Genomic DNA, 19,534 nt, shown 5'->3' on the forward strand with positions numbered 1-19,534 from the left:
ATATAAGTATTTCCTTTGCATCTTTATATGATACACCTTTCTTCTTATATATATAAAGAAAAAAGGACTGGTAATTTCCCAGTCCTTTCCTTGTATTTATTCACTTAAAGGAAGCACAGCACCTTTATATTCTTTCTTAATAAAATCTTGAATTTCTTTTGAATGTAGTACTTCCACTAGCTCTTTAATTTCTTTTTTATCTTTATCACCTTTACGAACAACTACTACGTTTGCGTACGGTGAATCATTTCCTTCAATTGCAATTGCATCTTTTTCTGGGTTTAACTTCGCATCAATCGCATAGTTTGAGTTAATTAGAACAGCGTCGCCTTCTTTATTGTTATACACTTGTGGTAATAAACCAGGCTCAATATCTGTTTTGAATTTTAAGTTTTTCGGATTATCTGCAATATCTTTTGGAGTTGCATTAACAGGATCTATTCCGTCTTTAATTTTTAAAATGCCTTCTTTTTGTAAAATTGCTAAACCACGTCCATGGTCAGTAACAGAATTACTCATAATAATTGTCGCCCCGTCTGGAAGCTCTTTTAAGCTCTTATATTTTTGAGAGTATACACCAATCGGTTCTAAATGAATTTTCCCTGCTATTTCAAAATCATATTTCTTATCTTTAATTTCTTTTTCTAAATACGGAATGTGCTGGAAGTAGTTTGCATCTATATCCTTATCCGCTAACGATTTATTTGGCAACACGTAGTCCTGGAATTTTTTTATTTCTAAATCAATTCCTTTTTTCTCAAGTAACGGCTTTGCCTTTTCTAAAATAACAGCGTGCGGTACGTTAGAAGCCCCAACAACTAGTTTCTTTTCATCTTTATCTTTCCCACCGCAAGCAGCTAACCCAAAAATTGAAGTTGAAATAAGTGCTGTAAGTAATAATTTTTTCATTTAAAATACCCTCCCGTTTTCATTATCTTTTATCTATTCGAGTCGTTACGTTATCACCAATCCACTGAATTAAAAATACAACTAGCAATACACAAATTGTTGCGACGATTGTTACATCGTTATTACCACGCTGGAACCCCTCTAAGTAAGCAAGTGTTCCAAGGCCACCAGCACCAACAACACCCGCCATTGCTGTATAGCCTACTAAAGCAATTGTCGTTACCGTAATACCAGATACTAATGCTGGTAACGATTCTGGAATTAATACTTTCAAAATGATTGTACTTGTTTTTGCTCCCATCGCTTTTGAAGCTTCAATTACACCTTTATCAATTTCACGAAGTGCAATCTCAACCATTCTTGCGTAAAACGGTGCTGCACCGATAATTAAAGCTGGCAATGCTGCACTTGCTCCAAGAATTGTTCCAAGAAGAATCTTTGTGAACGGAATTAATAAAATAATTAAAATGATGAATGGTATAGAGCGGAAAATGTTTACGAATGCTCCAATCACCGTATTAATTGCTTTGTTTTCCCATAAATTATCTTTCGCTGTCATAAAGAGTAATAGTCCTAAAATAAGTCCTAAAACAAATGTGGCAAGCGCTGCGATTGCCGTCATATATAGTGTTTCACCTGTTGCTTCTAACATTTGATTCCAATCAACATTTGCGAGTAACTTATCCATGAGCAATCACCTCCAGCTCTACTTGATCTTGATGTATTCCCTCTATCGCTTGCTGGATTGCTGTTTCCTCACCATTTAAATGAACAACTAAACTTCCATAAGAACCGTTATTCGTTTGTGCGATATTCCCTTGCAAAATGCTAACTTCTATATCACTGCGCTGCATTAACCTTTGAAGTACCGGTCTTTCTACTGCCTCACCGATAAACTGCAAGCGAATTACTTTTCCATCTGGGTATTTTTCAATTAAACTTTCAATCGTTTCATTCGTATCTTCAGAATCAGTTAACTGCTGTACAAATCGTTTTGTAATGTCTTGCTGTGGGTTACGGAACACATCAAGTACAGGACCATTTTCTACAATCTTTCCTCTCTCCATTACCGCAACACGATTACAAATCTTTCGAATAACGTGCATCTCATGCGTAATCAATACAATTGTTAAACCGAGACGCTTATTAATATCTAACAATAAATCTAAAATTTGATCTGTCGTTTCCGGATCAAGAGCTGACGTTGCTTCGTCACATAAAAGTACTTGTGGATTGTTAGCTAACGCTCTTGCAATCCCGACGCGCTGCTTTTGTCCACCACTTAGCTGAGATGGGTACGCATCGCCTCTTCCTTCTAATCCAACAAGATGAATTAACTCATCGACACGTTTTCTTCTCTCCGCCTTATCAACACCTGCAATTTCAAGTGGGAATGCGATATTTTCACGAACAGTTCGTGACCAAAGTAAGTTAAAATGTTGAAAAATCATTCCGATTTCCTGTCGCGCCTTACGAAGTTCATTTCCAGTAATCGCTGAAATCACACGATTTGCAATCGTAATCTGGCCAGAAGTCGGCTTCTCTAACTGATTAAACAATCGGATTAAAGAACTTTTCCCAGCGCCACTATATCCGATAACACCAAAGATCTCACCTTTCTCTATTTTTAAGTTGGCGTTATCTACAGCAGTGACATCACCGCTTTTTGACTTATATATTTTCTTTACATTCTCTAATAGAATCATGGTGTATCACCCCTTTTTTTAATAAAAAGCGCAAGCGGCTCTTTTAGATTTACTCCGCAATTTTTTATTTTTGATGCGTGTAATCTATCGCTATTGCTCATCTTATTGTTTGAATATCCTCCACATTCAAACAACAAAAAAACCTTTCCGCTTTTAGAGAAGCAGAAAGGTTTATATGCGTATATAACAACATTATCCCTCTCTCTCATCTCTCAAAGCATTTGCTTTGCAGGAATTGGCACCATTTCAACATAAGTTGACGGTTGCCGGGCTTCACAGGGCACAGTCCCTCCACCTCTCTTGATAAGAGAAATCAGATTAAATTTTCGTCTGATTTAAAATTTATGAAATTGTCTATATTTTATGAATTGAATTCTATCAACATCTACACGCCGTGTCAACAGAAATTTTCACAAAAAAAGAAACTTCAGAATTTTAAGCTCCCACTGACATCGGTTTACATATATGAAACATTGATTCAACTAATAGCATCGTTCGATACGTTCCTGAATATTGTACTCTTCCATCACTCACCAACGTTTGCAACCTTATATTTCCAGTCACTAATTTTTGAACATCCTCTTCCTCTAAGCAGACGATTTGTTCCGTTCCTCTCGCCTCTTTCAAAAGTTCTATATAATCTCTTGAAATTTGTAATGAACAACATTCATCTCCAAATCGAAAATTAACGGTTCTTTCTCCTTGTCTTAAAAGTGGTTCTAAATGATATTGACCATTAGCGTAATTTACAAATGATTGAAGCAAAGAATATAATTTCACCCTAAATCACATCCTTCATATCACTTTCTATTACATACCATTCCCTCTCACTAAAGAGCAATCCTGTTACTTTCGCTCGACAAATACTGTATCCATCACGCATCTCGACATATTTCCCAAGAAATATGTCGAGGCGGCAAAAACTTTGCCGCCTACTTTAACTCCGTATATAAATATTCAACCGAATGAAATGCATATATCTTCTTCATCAGTGTCCCATTTTCAAAAATAAGTAAACAAGGTACACTTTCTATCCCATACTCTTTCGCAAAATGCGGAGCATAATTTAAATCTAACATCCCAATTTTCAAATCTTCAATCGTCATCTCAACGACCGTTAACATCTTCTTTGCTAATTGGCATGTTCCACACATTGGTGTATACACATATAACACTGTTTTTTCTTCGTTTTCTATTAGGGCTGTAGCTTCGGTTCCTGTCCAGTCAATCACTTCTATCATTCCTTACCGTAAATATTCTGTATAAACGTCAATGTCAGCTCCCCATAATACATTTGCTAAATGTGAAGAAGGCGCAGTCGCCACCTCGCGATACGAGCGATCAATATAAATATGCTCTGCTTGCGGAAATTCTTTTCGGAATTGTTTTCTTAACTTTTCTCCTGCATCATCAGCATCCACTAGCACATACACATCTTTATCAAAAAACTGATCAATGAGCTCATCCATTTTCGACAAACCAATTGTACCATTTGTACAAACAATTTCCACCGGTTCACGAATAATAGATTCAATCTTTCTTCTGTCCGATTTACCTTCTACAATAATGACTTTTTCCACATAAATCATATGTCATCACCCGATCACCATATACTATACAACCTTTAACTTAGTATATAGTATATTCGTTATTTTCATGTTGTTTCCTGTTTATTTTTGCAAAAGAAAAGCGGAAGTGGCTCGTTCAGATTGTGAAGGGGATGGAGCTTCTGACGTAGAGGCGCTTTTTGCCTCGTAGGAAGAAGCGAAGCCACTGAACAATCTAGCCGCTGAAGCTAGATCATAAAGAAAAGCGGAACCGACTGTTTAGCCCTATAGGCTAAGGTTCTTTCGCACAGAAGACGCTTTTGTCTTCTCGTGCGGAAGGTTCTTAGACATGAAGGGCTAGGAGGTGGAGCTAGACAATGAAAAGCGCATACGGCTCGCTCAGCATGAACCCTCAACGAAAAAAGTTTTTTCAAAAACGTTCTCCTACATGATAATTAATATATATATGTATTTTCAAACTCATTATGTAACACAAAAAAAAGGACAGCACAAAGGCTGTCCTTTCTCCTCGACTATAATTAGTCTTGGTTTGTCATTTCTGCATATTTTTCTGCAGTTAATAACTTCTCAACTTGGCTTGCATCAGAAAGTTCAACTTTAACCATCCATGCACCCTCGTATGGAGATTCGTTAACAAGTTCTGGTTGGTCACTTAATTCTTCGTTTACTGCTACAACTTTACCACTTACAGGTGCGTATAATTCAGAAACTGTTTTAACAGATTCTACGCTTCCGAATGGCTCGTCAGCTTCGATTGTTGCACCTACTTCAGGAAGTTCAACGAATACGATATCGCCTAACTCACCTTGCGCAAAATGAGTAATACCGATAACAACCTCATTACCTTCTGTTTTTACCCATTCGTGTTCTTCAGAGTAACGTAAATTATTTGGAATGCTCATGACTGTACCTCCAGTGAATGTATTAATTATGTAAAAATACCTTATTGGTACTTTTTCCACACACTTTCAAACTGCTCTTCGTTAAAACCAAGTGTTACATTCGTTCCATCTGTTACAATTGGACGTTTAATTAGCATGCCATCAGATGCTAAAAGCTCGTACATTTCGTCTTCGCTCGCATCATTTAACTTATCTTTTAGGCCAAGTTCGCGGTAACGCATTCCACTTGTATTAAAGAATTTTTTTAATGGCAATTCACTTTTCTCATGTAAATTACATAAATCTTCTTTTGACGGTGGATTTTCAACAATATGAATCATCTCATATGCTACATCGTTTGCCTCAAACCATTTTTTTGCTTTTTGACATGTGCCACACTTTGGATATGAATAAAATGTTACTGTCATAAATTCACCTACTTTTTTACTAACCTTTACCCTTATCATATAGAAAACATTTTATTATTTCAAACGATTATTCGCTAAACTTTTACTTATTTCGTGATAATTTTTAATAATCCTGCAAATTTTTCTTATTTTTCCGCCATTTATAAGAAAAAAATAAATATATAATTTTTTCTTCACCTTCCCTTCCCCCTCCTTAACCCGAACATACATCTTAAACAAACGTTTATTTAATTTCATATTTTCTACATCAACCTTTTGAAAACATAGATCCTCTCATACCGAACATATACCTTAAACAAACGTTTATTTAATTTCACATTTTTCTATAGTAACCTTTGAAATACATAGATCCTTTCGTGCCGAACATACCCCTTAAACAAACGTTTATTTAAAATAAAAAATAAGAAGCCTCATTTATGGGCTCCTTCATCATCTACTCAAATAATCCGAAATCGTTTGAAATACTAATATATACATATTATGAATATTTTGATCCGAAACAGTATCATTATATAATCCCATACCCCAATATTGCCCCTCACTGCTTCCCATATTTACAAATCCTTGTGTATACATCATTGCTTCATCCTTCGGAGCATTGTCATAATCTAAAGCTTTTTTAGTAAAAATCAAATATGGTCTATCCTGTAAACCGATAAAAAACACTGGCTTCTTTAATGATAAAAATAAGTCCGTATACTGTTCCTTCGATGCTTCTTGAAAATATTCTTTCATGACGAGAAAACCATCAACTTTTGCTGATTTCTCCTGCATCTCTTCTAATTTTACGCTTTCAAATTTTATATTTCTAAATGTATCTTTCGGCTTTTCACCAACAACTCCCATTACGAGTGCTCTCCCGTTATATTCTAATTTCTCTCCTTCTTTATCTTTGGCACACCCAGCACCCACCAGGCATAACAATATAAAAGCTAAGAAATAAAATGAACGCTTCATTTAGCACCCTCTCCCTCTTTTAAGTCAAGTGACAAAAATGTAAGGTGAATTCGATAGCCCAATTGGATTTTCTATATTATAATCAATTGAATTTACTTACATTACTAAAACATAGGAGATTATCATGAAGAAATTTAAACTTTCATCTTTTCTTCCGTTAAGTTATATACTTCTACTCGTACTCGTAAGCCCCCTTTACGATGTATTAAATAAATCTTCTGTTCACGCAGTAAACGTCACAACTGTAGTAGACAATTGGATTCCATTTGTGAAAGCCTTTATTATTCCTTATTTACTTTGGTTTCCATACTTATACGGTGCACTTATTTATTACTGTTTTGCTGATCGAAAGCAATATTACGTCACTTTAAGTAGTGTAATTCTTGGAAAACTTGCTTGTTTTTCTATTTATTATTTTTGGCAGACAACTGTACCACGTCCAACTGTCGTTGGAACAGACGTATTTTCCGAACTAGTCCGCTATATCTATAGTATTGATCAACCAGTAAACTGTTTCCCTAGCATTCACGTTCTTACAACATTTGTAATTATGTTAGCTGCCTTTAAGCGTAGAGAACAACATGCTTTTGAATATTACATCCTTACGTTCTTCGGTACGCTTATCATTTTATCAACATTATTTACGAAGCAGCATGCATTCGTAGATGCCGTTTCGGGTATGCTACTCGCGGGTATGCTATACTTCGGTGTTCAACTCTTGTTAGCAAAAGAAACAGTGACAGTTCCCGTGAAACAAAATCATAAAATGTAACTAAAAAAGCAGACTGTGGCTTCTTCAGTCTGCTTTTATCTATATTAAGGAGATTTTCAAATTAAGATTGCGGTACAGTCATATCACCTGAATGGATACGACCTGCTTTTTTAAGAGCAATGTAAAGTATATAAGAAACAGCTACTGGAATGATGATATAAGTGATTACCATCGCTGGGACAACCTCCCACCCTTGGCTGGAAATTAAATTAATTGGTGCGATAAGAGAGCTTAATCCAAGTCCAGCAATTTCTTTTCCTGCTTCTAGTTGGAAAATTAATGCTGATACCGGGCCGACTATAGCGCTGGCGACGACAGTTGGGACGAGAATCATTGGGTTTTTAGTAATGTTCGGCAACTGTACTTTTGGAGTACAAAGTGCCTGAGCTAATATGCCACCTAAATTATTTTCTTTCGCTGAAATAACAGAGAATCCGATAAATTGAGCAACACATCCTGCAAGTGCTGCACCTCCTGCAACACCATCTAAGCTAAGTGCTATCGCTAAAGCAGCTGATGAAGCTGGAGAGATAAGTAACAATCCCCAAACTACAGCAATCACGATAGAAGCGATAAATGGGCTACCAGCTGAACTATCTTTAATGAATGCTCCAACTGTATTTAAAACTGGGCTAATATTTTGAGCTAACCAAATACCAACTAAACCAGAACCTAATATCGCTGCAAATGGAACGAGCATCATATCTAAAGCAGTTTTTCCACTTAATCGTTTACCAATATAAACTGCTAAAGTCGCTGTTAATAATGCACCGATTGGTTCACCTGTTTTAATGATAAGACCAGCTTCAGTAATTGAAATTGATCCAGCTCCAATTGCTCCAGCTACCATCGCCGAAAAGATTACGAGCCCGTTTGCACCGAGCATAAAAGCAATCCCGGCTCCAATTGCTGGTGCCATAAGTGATTTTGCAACAACCCCGATTGTAATAAGTAATGAGATATCAACAATTCTTCCTATATTTTCGATCAGTAAACCAATTCCAAGGGATACGAAAATACCCTGTGCGATTCCGGCAGATGCTTTAAACACACGAGACATTATATATTCCTTCATTTGTTTCACCTTCTCCTATAAGTTAGTAACCAATTGTCTTCATATAATCGCGTAAAACATCGTTTGATTTTGCAAAGCGACTTTCTTCATCTTCTGATAAGTTCAGCTCTACAACTTCCCTTACACCGCCTCTAGTAATAATTGCTGGTACTCCTGTACAAATATCGTATTCGCCATATTCACCATCTAAAATAGCTGAAACAGCGATAACACGGTGATCATCATTGAAAATTGAACGAGCAATATAAGCTAACGAATTTCCAATTCCGTAATAAGTAGTTCCTTTACGTTTATAAATTTCCCACCCAGCTTTTGCAGTCTTCTCAACAATTTCATCTAAATCTATCTCACCTAAACGTTCTTTTTGTTCCTCTAAAATTTGTAGAATTGGCTTTCCACCAACAGTTACGTGAGACCAAGCAACCATTTGAGAATCACCGTGTTCTCCTAATGAATATCCATGAATGCTACGAGGATCTACCCCTAACATCTCAGATAAAATAGTTCTTAAGCGAGAAGAATCTAATGATGTACCAGTACCAAGCACGCGATTTCTTGGTACACCAGATAATTTCCAAACTTGATATGTAATAATGTCAACTGGGTTCGATGCGATTAAGAAAATGCCATTAAATCCACTTTCCATTACGCCACTTACGATACTTTCCATAATCTTTGCGCTTGCTCCTAAAGTATCTAAACGACTTTGTCCGGGCTTCGGTGCTGGTCCTGCTGTAATAATTACAATGTCCATATCTTTGCAGTCTTCATAGCTTCCTGCATATACTTTTGTTCTTGTATTTGTAAAGTTAATGCAGTGCGATAAATCCATCGCTTCTCCAACTGCACGTTCATGATTTATATCAATTAATAATAGCTCTTCGCAAATACCTTGGTTTACAATGGAGTACGCACAGCTTGATCCAACTAATCCAGTACCGATAATTGCAATTTTTCTTGTATTTCTATTCATGGAAATCCCCCCCAATTGATCATGTAATCTATTTCTTTTGTTCTTTACACTCTTAATTATAAAGATTCCCACGATAGAAACCATGGATACTTTGTGAAACGTTGAACAAAGTTTTGTCCTTTTTGTGAATTGTTATATTACATTTTCGTCATATTTGTTACAACTGTAAAAATATTTATTATATATTTATTGACATATACAAAACAAAAAAACGAGCGACTTCATTCGCTCGTTTTCTCTGCACACTATTCCGCACTTAATTGACTTTTTAGTTGCTGCACAATCATCGGATTAGCAGCTGCTGCTGGCTTATAATAACTTTTTTGCTTTGCGTATTCATACATATTACGTTGACGCATTTCATCTTGATTACGAATTTGAATTAAAGTTTGATGTAACTGTTCATTATCAGACTGAGCAATATAATTTGCATAACTTGTTAAACTTGCATTTAATCCTGCTAAATAATCATTTACCATATCTTTTTCATTCATCTTTCGCTTCCTCCTATCCTAAAAAAGTCATTAGTTGTTGCTTCGTATTTCGTGCATCTTGTGCATCCTTCTCAAGCATTTGCTTTAACTGCGGGTCCGTACAAGCCTGTACATACTGTTCCAATTTGTTAATAATCGTCGCATGTCCACCAATTAAATGACGCAAATTCTCCACTTCAAGCTCTGTTAAATTTTGCATAGAATACTCCTACCTTTCTTTGTTCATTCAATATTAGTATTTAGTTCTTTTTGGATTGTATTCATTAATTTTTCCCGCGTATAAACAAAATAAAAGATGAATATTTATTCGATATTATAGAGATACAATCATACTTATACTCACAAGTCCGTTCCATAATTAAAATCCTTTAATGTAAACATAAAGATGATATAACGAGATTTTTAAAAAGAATAATATGCAATTTTACATATCACAAAAGCTTTGCATTCTATAGTTTTAGAAATTAAATTACTATATAATAATTATTAAATGAAAATTAAAAAAATTTAAAGCACCTCTTACTATTTATTATTACACCACCTTACTTATTCATCATGATTCTCACTGCATATAAAATTTATGAATAAAAGGAGAGATACACATGAAAACACATGACTTCCTTACAGAAATCCAGAAAGACTCTGAGCCTAATCCATATCAAGATCCTATCGTATTTATTTTCCTTTGTTTTTTCTTAGCCGTATATACCTTTTTAAAACCTGTAAAATAATATCATCTAACAAAAAAGAGCCTCTAAATTATTTGAGGCTCTTCCTTGTTAAATTCCGTTCCGCTTCTTCAATCGCTCTTTGCATTTGCAATAATGGATCTTTAATCATCTTCCCGTGACCTGTCGCCAATATAGACGGCTTATACTCCAGCAATTTCTGAGCGCTTGTTAATGCAACTTCTGCATCCCAAGTACCAAACATAGGAAATGGAAAAAGCCACTTCAATTGTCCTGCTACCGCCACTCCTCCTCTCGTTTGAAATGCATCTCCAACAATGAGTGCATCATTTCTCGTGTCTAAAAACGCCATTGATCCTGGTGTATGACCTGGAGCTGCAATCGCTACAAGAGAACCAATTTTATCTCCCTCTTGAAGAAGAATATCTGGAATCGTCTTTATTTTTTTTGACACACTCACTTTTACCTGCGTGCCTGGTTCCCCTAGTTGCAGCGACAAATCTCCTTCAAGTAAACGAGCATCTCTTTTAGAAATATAGACTGGAATATCCGGCAGTTCTTGTTTTATAGCATCAAGCGCTCCTACATGATCATCATGTGCATGTGTAATAACAATATTCGTAATCGGTTTCCCTATTTTTCGAGCCGAATCTAAAATCTTCTTTGCACAAAATGGTAAAGCTGCGTCAATTAAAGTTAATCCTGTTTCTTCTTCGACAAAATAACAGTTAATCGGAAATAGACGCGGTAAAAATGCTATTTGATGAACTATTTCTCCCCTTATTAACTTCATCTCCTTTACCTCCATTAAAAAAGCCGTTTACAAATACATATGTAAAACAGCCCTTTTCAAGAATCTATCAATAAAAAAACCAGTAGCCATAAGGCCACTGGTTCTCTTTCATCTATTAAACTGTGTAACGCTCATCTTCTAAAATTTTCGCAGCAATTTCACGTTTCTTCGGAATTACGTTAAGTGGTGTGTGGCGAGTTAGTTTGCGTAGTGATGATAACATCATGCGCAGCATGTCGCCGTTTTCAACTGCGATAAGTGTTTCTTTCGCGTCTGCTTCAATTTCGTTGAATGCTTCTTGGCAGAATACTTCAGTGTATAACACTTTTTGTTTATTCTTTTCAAGACCAGTTGTTTTAATTGCTTTTTCTGTACGAAGAACAGCAGATTCCATCGCATAAAGGTTGCTTACGATATCAGCGATATTCACAAGAATTTCTTGCTCTTTATCTAATGCTTTACCGTATTTTTGAGCAGCTAACCCAGCTACCATTAAACCGATTTTCTTCGCGTTATTTACTAAATACTTTTGAAGTGCTAATGGCTCATCGCCTACTTCTTCTGGCATCATCATCATTAACTCTTCTTGTAATTTTTGTGCTTTTTGTAGTAATGGTAATTCACCTTTCATCGCTTTACGTAAGAACGTACCTGGTACGATTAGGCGGTTAATTTCGTTCGTACCTTCGAAAATACGGTTAATACGAGAATCGCGGTACATTCTTTCAATCTCGTACTCTGCCATAAATCCATAACCACCGTGAATTTGAACACCTTCATCTACTGTATAATCTAACACTTCAGAACCGAATACTTTATTTAAAGAGCACTCGATTGCATATTCAGCGATAGAAGCTGCTACTGCTTTACCGTCTTTTACTTCTTCTTCAGATAATGTGCTCATACGGCTTTCGAATAAACCTACTGTACGATATACAGAGCTTTCAGCTGCATATGTTTTCGCTGCCATATTCGCAAGTTTCTCTTGAATTAATGGGAAGCGAGCGATTGGTTGTTTGAACTGTTGACGTTGGTTTGCATATTGTGCTGAAATTTCTACTGCACGTTTCGCAGATCCAACTGTACCAACACCTAATTTATAACGGCCGATATTTAAAATGTTGAACGCGATAATATGACCTTTACCGATTTCACCAAGTAAGTTTTCTTTCGGTACTAATGCATCTTCTAAAATTAACGTACGAGTTGAAGAACATTTAATACCCATTTTCTTTTCTTCTGGGCTTGTAGATACGCCAGCATACTCTTTCTCTACGATAAATGCTGAGAAATGCTCGCCATCTATTTTTGCATATACAACAAATACATCAGCGAATGCAGAGTTTGTAATCCATTGTTTTTCACCATTTAATACGTAATGTGTACCTTCTGCATTTAAACGTGCAGTTGTTTTTGCACCTAAAGCGTCAGATCCAGAACCTGGCTCAGTTAATGCATATGCAGCTAATTTTTCACCAGTTGCAAGTAGTGGTAAATATTTTTTCTTTTGCTCTTCGTTACCGAATAAGACGATTGGTAAAGATCCGATACCAACGTGAGCACCGTGAGTAATTGCAAAGCCACCAGCGCGAGAGAATTTCTCTGCGATTAACGCTGAACTTACTTTATCAAGGCCAATTCCGCCGTACTCTTCTGGTACGTCAGCGCCTAATAAACCAAGTTCACCAGCTTCTTTTAAAAGGCGAACAGAACGATCAAATTCGTGTTGCTCTAAATATTCAAGCTCTGGAAGAACTTCATTTACGATAAAGTCCTCTGTCGTTTTTGCAATCATTTTATGCTCAGATGAAAAATCTTCTGGCGTAAACACTTGATCAATCGTAATCTCATCAACTAAAAAGCTACCGCCTTTAACCGCACTTCCTACTGTTTTTTCCATGAAAATTTCCTCCTTCATATTTTCATAAGCCACTTCTCTCGTTTTGAAAGAAGCTGGCTCTCCCTTTTATTTTTTATAAGCCTTTGTTGCTTCCATTCTTTACTTTAGCGTCCTCTTGTTCTAAGCGATCCGCCTGCATTTTTTCAATCTAGTTCCGTTGGCTAGAACAGTCGGTCGTTTCATCCCTTCCTGTGAGGCAAAAAGCGCCTCTTCGTCAGGGCTTCCAACGCCCTCCTGTTCTAAGCGAGCCACCTGCACTTTTTTATAATCTAGTTCCAGCGGCTAGATTGTTCGGTGGCTTCGCTTCTTCCTCTGAGACAAAAAGCGCCTCTACGTCTGAAGCTCCATCCCCCTCACATTCTGAGCGAGCCGCTTCCACTTTTTTTATAGTAATTCAAACACTCCCGCAGCTCCCATTCCGCCGCCAATACACATTGTTACGATACCGAATTGTTCGTTGCGGCGTTTCATTTCGTGAATAAGAGATAGTGTTAGTTTCGCTCCTGTACAGCCAAGTGGATGTCCAAGTGCGATTGCACCGCCGTTTACGTTTACTTTTTCTTCATCTAATCCAAGCTCACGAATAACTTGGATAGATTGAGAAGCGAATGCTTCATTTAGTTCGAATAAGCCGATATCGGATAGCTCTAAACCAGCTAGTTTTAACGCTTTCGGAATTGCAGCGATTGGGCCGATCCCCATTACTTCTGGTGGTACTCCAGCTACTGCAAATGAACGGAATTTCGCAAGTGGTTTCATGCCATCGCTCACTGCTTTTTCACGATCCATTAATAGTACAGATGCTGCGCCGTCACTCATTTGTGAAGAGTTACCAGCTGTTACAGAACCGCGAACGTTAAATGCTGGACGTAATTTACCTAAAATGTCTAGCGTCGTCTCTGCTCTTACACCTTCGTCTTGTGCGAAAATAATCGTTTCTTCTTGCAATTTGTTGTTTGATCCAACAGTACGTAACGTTACATCCACAGATACTGTTTCATCAGCAAAGTTCCCTGCAGCTAATGCTTTTGCTGCGCGCTGATGACTTCTTACCGCAAATGCATCTTGCTCTTCACGAGAAATTCCATATTTCACAGCAACTTGCTCTGCTGTATGTCCCATACCCATATAATATTCTGGAGCCGCTTCTACAAGGCGACTATTCGGACGAACAACGTGTCCCATCATTGGAACTAAACTCATCGATTCCGCTCCGCCTGATAATACAGCTTCAGAGTGCCCAAGCATAATGCGCTCTGCTCCGTAAGCGATACTTTGTAAACCTGAAGAACAGTAACGGTTAATTGTAATAGCCGGAACATCGTAAGAAAGTCCTGCTAGCCCGCCGATATTACGAGCCATATTTAAACCTTGCTCTGCTTCTGGCATCGCACAACCGAAAATTAAATCATCGATTGGTCCTTCATAATTCGCACGTTTTAACGTTTCCTTTACTACTAACGCCCCTAGATCGTCAGGACGAACTGTTTTTAATGAACCCCTCTTTGCTTTTCCAATTGGTGTTCTTGCTCCCGCAACAATGACAGCTTCTCTCATGAACGATATCTCCCCTCGTTATTAGTTACGTAATGGCTTCCCTTTTACAAGCATGTGCTGCATTCTTGCTTGTGATTTCATCTCACTTACTAAGCTAATAAATGCTTCACGTTCTACATCTAATAAATATTGCTCGTCAACTTCTGTTCCGTACGGTACTTTTCCTCCCGCAATGACATATGCAAGTTTCTTCGCAATGTGAAGATCATACTCAGAAATGTAACCAGATAAATGCATTGCTTCTGCACCAAGTACAAGCGTTGCATAGCCTGTTTCGCCAACAACTGGTATCTTTTTACGAATCGGTGCTTTATAACCTGCTTCATATAAAGCAAGCGCTTTTTGTTTCGCATCATATAGTAAGTGATCACCATTCACACTAATACCGTCTTTATCGCCTAAGAAGTTGTTAGATACAGCTTCTTGTGCTGATGTAGAAACTTTCGCCATCGCTACAGATTCAAATACTTTATTCGCAACTTTTTGTAAGTCGAATTCTACACCATTTGCCATTTTGTTTAAGTGTTTAATGTATAGCTCTTTGTTACCGCCTCCGCCAGGGATTAAGCCAACACCTACTTCTACTAAGCCCATATATGTTTCGCTAGAAGCTTGAATGCTCGCTGCTGGTAAACAAACTTCTGTACCGCCGCCAAGCGTCATACCATATGGTGCTGCTACAACTGGCTTAGAAGAGTACTTAATTTTCGTCATTGCATCTTGGAAGTTTTTCACAACCCACTCAATTTCAAAGTAGTTGTCATCTTGTGCTTCCATTAAGATCATTGCAAGGTTCGCACCAACGCAGAAGTTCTTCGATTGGTTTCCAATAACAAGACCTTTATAATTCTTTTCTACTTCATCAACAGCGTAGTTAATCATTTGCGTAATATCCATACCGATTGCATTGCTCTTCGAATGGAATTCTAGGCAAAGGATGCCATCACCTAAATCAATTAAGCTCGCTCCGCTATTTTTCTTTAACACGCCGTTTTTCTCTTTTAATTGTTTAAGAGAAATTGCTTTTTTGTTACGCTCGATTAGCTTATATTCACCATTATCGTAATAGTAGCTATCGCCATTATCATACTTATAGAAAGTAGTAAAACCTTTCTCTAACATTTCTTTCACCCAAGTAGGAACAACCGCGCCGTTTTCTTCTATCTTTTGAACGGACTTTTCAACACCGATTGCATCCCAAATTTCAAATGGTCCTTGCTCCCAGCCGAAGCCCCATTTCATTGCTTGGTCAATTGCAACAATATCGTCAGCAATTTCTTTATGAAGTTTTGCAGAGTATAAAAGAGTTGGTGTGATAATATTCCATAACAACTCTCCTGCGCGATCTTTTGCGTATACAAGCGCTTTCAATTTATTCGCTAATCCTTTTTCTTGCTTACTTAACTCTACGGATGCAGCTTTTAATTTTTTACGCGCTTCGTATTCCATCGTTTCAGGATTTAATTCTAAAATTTCTTTTCCTTGTTTTAAGAAGAAGCCTTGACCAGTTTTACTTCCAAGCCATTTTTTCTCAAGCATGTCATGCATGAAAGCAGGTACTTTAAATACATCGCGCTCTTCTTCTTGTACATTTTCATATACGTTATTTGCAACGTGTACAAATGTATCTAAACCAACAACATCTAATGTACGGAACGTTGCGCTCTTCGGACGACCAATTAATGGACCTGTTACAGAGTCAACTTCTCCAACGCTATAGCCACGCTTAATCATTTCTTGAAGCGTTACAAGCAAGCCGTACGTACCGATGCGGTTTCCGATAAAGTTTGGTGTATCTTTCGCGATAACAACGCCTTTTCCAAGAACGTCTTCGCCAAATAATTTCATGAAGCTTAATACTTGTGGATCAGTTTCTTTCGTCGGTATTACCTCTAGAAGTTTTAAATATCGTGGTGGGTTAAAAAAGTGTGTGCCTAGGAAGTGTTTCTGGAAGTCGTCTGAACGACCTTCTGCCATTTTTTCAACGGAAATGCCTGATGTATTTGAGCTCACAATCGAGCCTGGTTTACGAACAGCATCTACTTTTTCAAATAGTTTTTTCTTTATATCTAAGTTTTCAACTACTACTTCAATAATCCAATCTACATCAGCAAGACGCTCAAGATCATCTTCTAAGTTACCTGCTTCAATCAGCGCTAGATTACCTTTCACTGTCAGAGGAGCTGGTTTTTGCTTTACTAGTTTTTGTAGTGCAGTGTTACTAAAACGATTTCTCACACTTTTATGTTCTAATGTAAGTCCCTTCGCTTCTTCTTCTTTCGTAAGCGCCGGTGGTACAATATCAAGCAATAATGTCGGAATACCAATATTAGCTAAGTGTGCCGCAATTCCTGAACCCATTACGCCTGAACCTAGAACAGCAGCCTTTTTAATTTGGAACATCCAATTCTCCCCCTATTCTTGAATGAATGCTCATTCAATTTTTCGACATAAGTCGCAATCAATGAGTGAGCCTCTACTAATAAATATATGACAACGTTTGAATTTTCGCAATATATTTATTGATAAAATTTTCTGAAATAAATACTTTTCTTTCATTTGGCTATGCTATGTATGTGTATTTTCGTTACTCAAATACACTTTTCCTTTTTATAATCTGACGAAACCGGAGGAATATATATGGCAAAAATTAAGAAGAACCCTTCAAAAGCTGGAATTAGTGCAGCAAGCGTGACAGGAAACGCCGGTCCAACTGATCGTGGCGTTGAAAAAGGGCGTCAAGGTAATAACCAACAATATAAGAAGCATAATATGGGCGAAAAATAACGCTATATTTTTGGGCAGAGAACGTGGCATAATGATTAATGGCTGCTTTTTCTGCCCAATTTATTTGTACATATGGAAAACAAAAGAGGGAACGACGATGAAACGAACAATAATTATGATTGTAATGATTGCCACACTATTTACAGGGATGATTTTCTTCTCTTATGCACATAGGCAACAAGTTGTAAGAGCAGATCAACCTGATATTACTGGTCAATACGGGATTACAATCGATGCAGACACAGGGAAAATTTTGTATGGAAAACGTGAAGATGAACGCTCTTATCCGGCTAGTATAGCCAAAATGATGACGACCCTTCTCTTACTAGAGAATGTAAAAGAAGATGAAGAAATTACGATTACAGAACACGCGATTAAAACAGAAAGTCAAAGTACAAAGATTAAGCTACGCGCGGGTGAAAAATTAAAACGTGATGAGGCATTAAAGCTTATGCTGATCATTAGTGCAGACCCAATCGCTGAATCAATTGCAGAACATATTGCAGGATCAAAAGAAGCGTTTGTTAAAATGATGAATGCTAGAGCGAAGGAACTTGGTACAAAACATGCAACTTTCAAAAACGCAAGCGGTGCTGATGCACTTGGAAATAAAGTATCACCTTATGACATTGCTATTATTACGAAAGAAGCATTAAAATATCCGATTGTTTTAGAATATATGAATTCAACACGCACAACACTGCATACTTCAGAGCGCTCTCCCAAAATTGCAAACTATGGACGAGAAGAACTATATGACGATCCATATGCGATTGGAAGTAAAAGCGGTTTATCTGCACTCGGAAAATATACAGTTGTAACTGTTGATGAAAAAGACGGTAAACGTGTTATTAACGTCGTATTATCTTCTACTCGTACGCAGTTATATCCTGATACGAAGAAAATGGCACATTACGCATTTCAACAATTAAAATAACCAAGGAGAATTTTCTCCTTGGTTATTTTTTGATCATACCTTTTAAAACGAATGCAACGTTTGCTGGGCGCTCTGCTAGACGGCGCATGAAATAACCATACCAGTCGTTTCCATAAGGCACGTAAACACGCATTTTATAACCTTCTTTTACTAGCTCAAGTTGACGCTCTGTACGAATACCAAATAACATTTGGAATTCAAATTGATCCCTTGAAATATTGTGCTCTTCGGCAAGTTTTTTCGTATATTCAATAATCGCTTCGTCATGTGAAGCAATTGCAGTGTAATTTCCATTTAATAAGTGCATTTTAATAATTTTTTTATAATTGTCATCTACATCTTTCTTGTCCGGGAACGCTACTTCTTCAGGTTCTTTATAAGCCCCTTTTACAAGACGTAAATTCGGATTATAAGCATTTAAATCTTCAATATCTTTTTCTGTACGATATAAGTACGCTTGAATAACAGTACCGATATTATCGTATTCAGATTTTAATTGTTTAAAGATATCAATTGTTTTTCCGCAACGCGTATAGTCTTCCATATCAATTGTAACAAACACACCATTTTCTTTTGCAGCTTCTAAAATGCGGCGCATATTATTCATTACAATCTCATCAGAGATATCTAATCCCATAGAAGTCATTTTTAAAGAAAGCTGCGAATCAAGACCTTCTCTTCCAATTGCACGAATCGCTTCAATCGATTGGGTAGCCATTTCATTTGCTTCGGCTTCATTATCAACGAATTCACCTAAATAATCGATTGTTACACAAAGACCTTGCTTATTTAATTGTTGAATTGCTGCTGTCGCTAATTCAATCGTCTCCCCTGCGACGAAGCGACCTGCACCAAAGCGCAAACCGTACTTTTTAGCCAGTTTTGTTAGCGCTTTATTTTTTGACAAGAAAAGAAACGAATTTCGCATTAATTGTTCCATGTAATTCACCCCTATGACTGTACTTTATCTGTTTTTTACCCCTCTTCAAAATTATATCATTCTTTAAAATTATTTGATACAAATAATTATTTAGATAATTTATAAAATACTATAAAAATATTTAAAACCCTATATTCTCGCTTGTAAATATGAAGGAAATATTTTTCG

At 37.0% G+C, this 19,534-nt stretch carries 22 protein-coding genes and 1 riboswitch; of the genes, 4 read left to right on the forward strand and 18 right to left on the reverse strand.

Annotated features, from left to right (window positions below; translation table 11 throughout):
- Positions 1 to 96 precede the first annotated feature (96 nt).
- The 9 genes from metQ to ACTFQM_RS19815 form a co-directional block, all read right to left on the reverse strand.
- The gene (metQ, locus tag ACTFQM_RS19775; RefSeq protein ID WP_440035939.1) at positions 97 to 909 is read right to left on the reverse strand and encodes a methionine ABC transporter substrate-binding lipoprotein MetQ; all 813 of its coding nucleotides are present in this window, start codon (positions 907 to 909) and stop codon (positions 97 to 99) included.
- Positions 910 to 931: 22 nt separating this feature from the next.
- Positions 932 to 1,597 (reverse strand): methionine ABC transporter permease, encoded by a 666-nt coding sequence (locus ACTFQM_RS19780; RefSeq protein ID WP_002174064.1) that lies wholly within the window; start codon positions 1,595 to 1,597, stop codon positions 932 to 934.
- A complete protein-coding gene (locus ACTFQM_RS19785) occupies positions 1,590 to 2,615 on the reverse strand; it encodes a methionine ABC transporter ATP-binding protein (RefSeq protein WP_440035942.1) in 1,026 nt (341 codons plus the stop codon). Before ACTFQM_RS19785 ends, ACTFQM_RS19780 begins: the two co-directional genes overlap by 8 nt.
- A gap of 202 nt (positions 2,616 to 2,817) precedes the next feature.
- Positions 2,818 to 2,925: riboswitch (SAM riboswitch) on the reverse strand.
- A gap of 125 nt (positions 2,926 to 3,050) precedes the next feature.
- Complete coding sequence (locus ACTFQM_RS19790) at positions 3,051 to 3,395, reverse strand: hypothetical protein (RefSeq protein WP_440035944.1); 345 nt, start codon at positions 3,393 to 3,395, stop codon at positions 3,051 to 3,053.
- Between the two features lie 152 nt (positions 3,396 to 3,547).
- Complete coding sequence (locus ACTFQM_RS19795) at positions 3,548 to 3,856, reverse strand: thioredoxin family protein (protein WP_440035946.1); 309 nt, start codon at positions 3,854 to 3,856, stop codon at positions 3,548 to 3,550.
- 3 nt (positions 3,857 to 3,859) lie between these two features.
- Positions 3,860 to 4,204: a toprim domain-containing protein gene (locus ACTFQM_RS19800; protein WP_000640865.1), complete on the reverse strand. Its 345-nt coding sequence runs from the start codon at positions 4,202 to 4,204 to the stop codon at positions 3,860 to 3,862.
- 497 nt (positions 4,205 to 4,701) lie between these two features.
- On the reverse strand, positions 4,702 to 5,085 hold the full coding sequence (gene gcvH, locus ACTFQM_RS19805) for a glycine cleavage system protein GcvH (protein WP_000026896.1): 384 nt from the start codon (positions 5,083 to 5,085) through the stop codon (positions 4,702 to 4,704).
- A 41-nt stretch (positions 5,086 to 5,126) separates the two neighbouring features.
- Entirely contained in the window at positions 5,127 to 5,492 is a 366-nt protein-coding gene (locus ACTFQM_RS19810; protein ID WP_048375379.1) for an arsenate reductase family protein, read from the reverse strand.
- A gap of 429 nt (positions 5,493 to 5,921) precedes the next feature.
- Positions 5,922 to 6,449: a hypothetical protein gene (locus ACTFQM_RS19815; RefSeq protein ID WP_440035948.1), complete on the reverse strand. Its 528-nt coding sequence runs from the start codon at positions 6,447 to 6,449 to the stop codon at positions 5,922 to 5,924.
- Positions 6,450 to 6,573: 124 nt separating this feature from the next.
- Here ACTFQM_RS19815 and ACTFQM_RS19820 point away from each other — a divergent pair, with 124 nt between their 5' ends.
- Positions 6,574 to 7,221: a phosphatase PAP2 family protein gene (locus ACTFQM_RS19820; protein WP_440035949.1), complete on the forward strand. Its 648-nt coding sequence runs from the start codon at positions 6,574 to 6,576 to the stop codon at positions 7,219 to 7,221.
- A 61-nt stretch (positions 7,222 to 7,282) separates the two neighbouring features.
- Here ACTFQM_RS19820 and ACTFQM_RS19825 read toward each other — a convergent pair whose 3' ends face one another.
- The 4 genes from ACTFQM_RS19825 to ACTFQM_RS19840 all read right to left on the reverse strand — a co-directional run bounded on the left by ACTFQM_RS19825 (position 7,283) and on the right by ACTFQM_RS19840 (position 9,962).
- A complete protein-coding gene (locus tag ACTFQM_RS19825; protein ID WP_440035950.1) occupies positions 7,283 to 8,296 on the reverse strand; it encodes a PTS transporter subunit IIC in 1,014 nt (337 codons plus the stop codon).
- A 22-nt stretch (positions 8,297 to 8,318) separates the two neighbouring features.
- Complete coding sequence (locus ACTFQM_RS19830; RefSeq protein ID WP_440035952.1) at positions 8,319 to 9,269, reverse strand: L-lactate dehydrogenase; 951 nt, start codon at positions 9,267 to 9,269, stop codon at positions 8,319 to 8,321.
- A 245-nt stretch (positions 9,270 to 9,514) separates the two neighbouring features.
- Positions 9,515 to 9,763: a spore coat protein gene (locus tag ACTFQM_RS19835; RefSeq protein ID WP_193412904.1), complete on the reverse strand. Its 249-nt coding sequence runs from the start codon at positions 9,761 to 9,763 to the stop codon at positions 9,515 to 9,517.
- Between the two features lie 13 nt (positions 9,764 to 9,776).
- Positions 9,777 to 9,962 (reverse strand): hypothetical protein, encoded by a 186-nt coding sequence (locus ACTFQM_RS19840; protein ID WP_440035953.1) that lies wholly within the window; start codon positions 9,960 to 9,962, stop codon positions 9,777 to 9,779.
- Between the two features lie 403 nt (positions 9,963 to 10,365).
- On the opposite strand from ACTFQM_RS19840, the gene ACTFQM_RS19845 reads away from it, so the two are divergent.
- Positions 10,366 to 10,494, forward strand: a complete 129-nt coding sequence (locus ACTFQM_RS19845) for a hypothetical protein (protein WP_440035954.1) — start codon at positions 10,366 to 10,368, stop codon at positions 10,492 to 10,494.
- Between the two features lie 28 nt (positions 10,495 to 10,522).
- On the opposite strand, the gene ACTFQM_RS19850 is transcribed toward ACTFQM_RS19845, so the two are convergent.
- The 4 genes from ACTFQM_RS19850 to ACTFQM_RS19865 all read right to left on the reverse strand — a co-directional run bounded on the left by ACTFQM_RS19850 (position 10,523) and on the right by ACTFQM_RS19865 (position 17,105).
- Positions 10,523 to 11,245 carry an MBL fold metallo-hydrolase gene (locus tag ACTFQM_RS19850; RefSeq protein ID WP_440035955.1) on the reverse strand — a complete coding sequence of 241 codons (723 nt, stop codon included), beginning with the start codon at positions 11,243 to 11,245 and terminating at the stop codon, positions 10,523 to 10,525.
- Positions 11,246 to 11,360: 115 nt separating this feature from the next.
- Entirely contained in the window at positions 11,361 to 13,145 is a 1,785-nt protein-coding gene (locus ACTFQM_RS19855; protein WP_002174076.1) for an acyl-CoA dehydrogenase family protein, read from the reverse strand.
- A 384-nt stretch (positions 13,146 to 13,529) separates the two neighbouring features.
- The gene (locus ACTFQM_RS19860; protein WP_001206342.1) at positions 13,530 to 14,702 is read right to left on the reverse strand and encodes an acetyl-CoA C-acetyltransferase; all 1,173 of its coding nucleotides are present in this window, start codon (positions 14,700 to 14,702) and stop codon (positions 13,530 to 13,532) included.
- Between the two features lie 21 nt (positions 14,703 to 14,723).
- Positions 14,724 to 17,105: a 3-hydroxyacyl-CoA dehydrogenase NAD-binding domain-containing protein gene (locus ACTFQM_RS19865; RefSeq protein ID WP_440035957.1), complete on the reverse strand. Its 2,382-nt coding sequence runs from the start codon at positions 17,103 to 17,105 to the stop codon at positions 14,724 to 14,726.
- 237 nt (positions 17,106 to 17,342) lie between these two features.
- On the opposite strand from ACTFQM_RS19865, the gene ACTFQM_RS19870 reads away from it, so the two are divergent.
- Both ACTFQM_RS19870 and ACTFQM_RS19875 read left to right on the forward strand, forming a co-directional pair.
- Positions 17,343 to 17,489 (forward strand): YuzL family protein, encoded by a 147-nt coding sequence (locus tag ACTFQM_RS19870; protein WP_087968598.1) that lies wholly within the window; start codon positions 17,343 to 17,345, stop codon positions 17,487 to 17,489.
- 97 nt (positions 17,490 to 17,586) lie between these two features.
- Complete coding sequence (locus ACTFQM_RS19875) at positions 17,587 to 18,426, forward strand: D-alanyl-D-alanine carboxypeptidase family protein (RefSeq protein WP_328046633.1); 840 nt, start codon at positions 17,587 to 17,589, stop codon at positions 18,424 to 18,426.
- A 22-nt stretch (positions 18,427 to 18,448) separates the two neighbouring features.
- Here ACTFQM_RS19875 and ACTFQM_RS19880 read toward each other — a convergent pair whose 3' ends face one another.
- On the reverse strand, positions 18,449 to 19,366 hold the full coding sequence (locus tag ACTFQM_RS19880; protein WP_002174080.1) for a proline dehydrogenase family protein: 918 nt from the start codon (positions 19,364 to 19,366) through the stop codon (positions 18,449 to 18,451).
- Between the last annotated feature and the right edge of the window lie 168 nt (positions 19,367 to 19,534).

The organism is Bacillus cereus group sp. MYBK30-2, assembly GCF_051915945.1.
Classification (GTDB): domain Bacteria; phylum Bacillota; class Bacilli; order Bacillales; family Bacillaceae_G; genus Bacillus_A; species Bacillus_A paramycoides.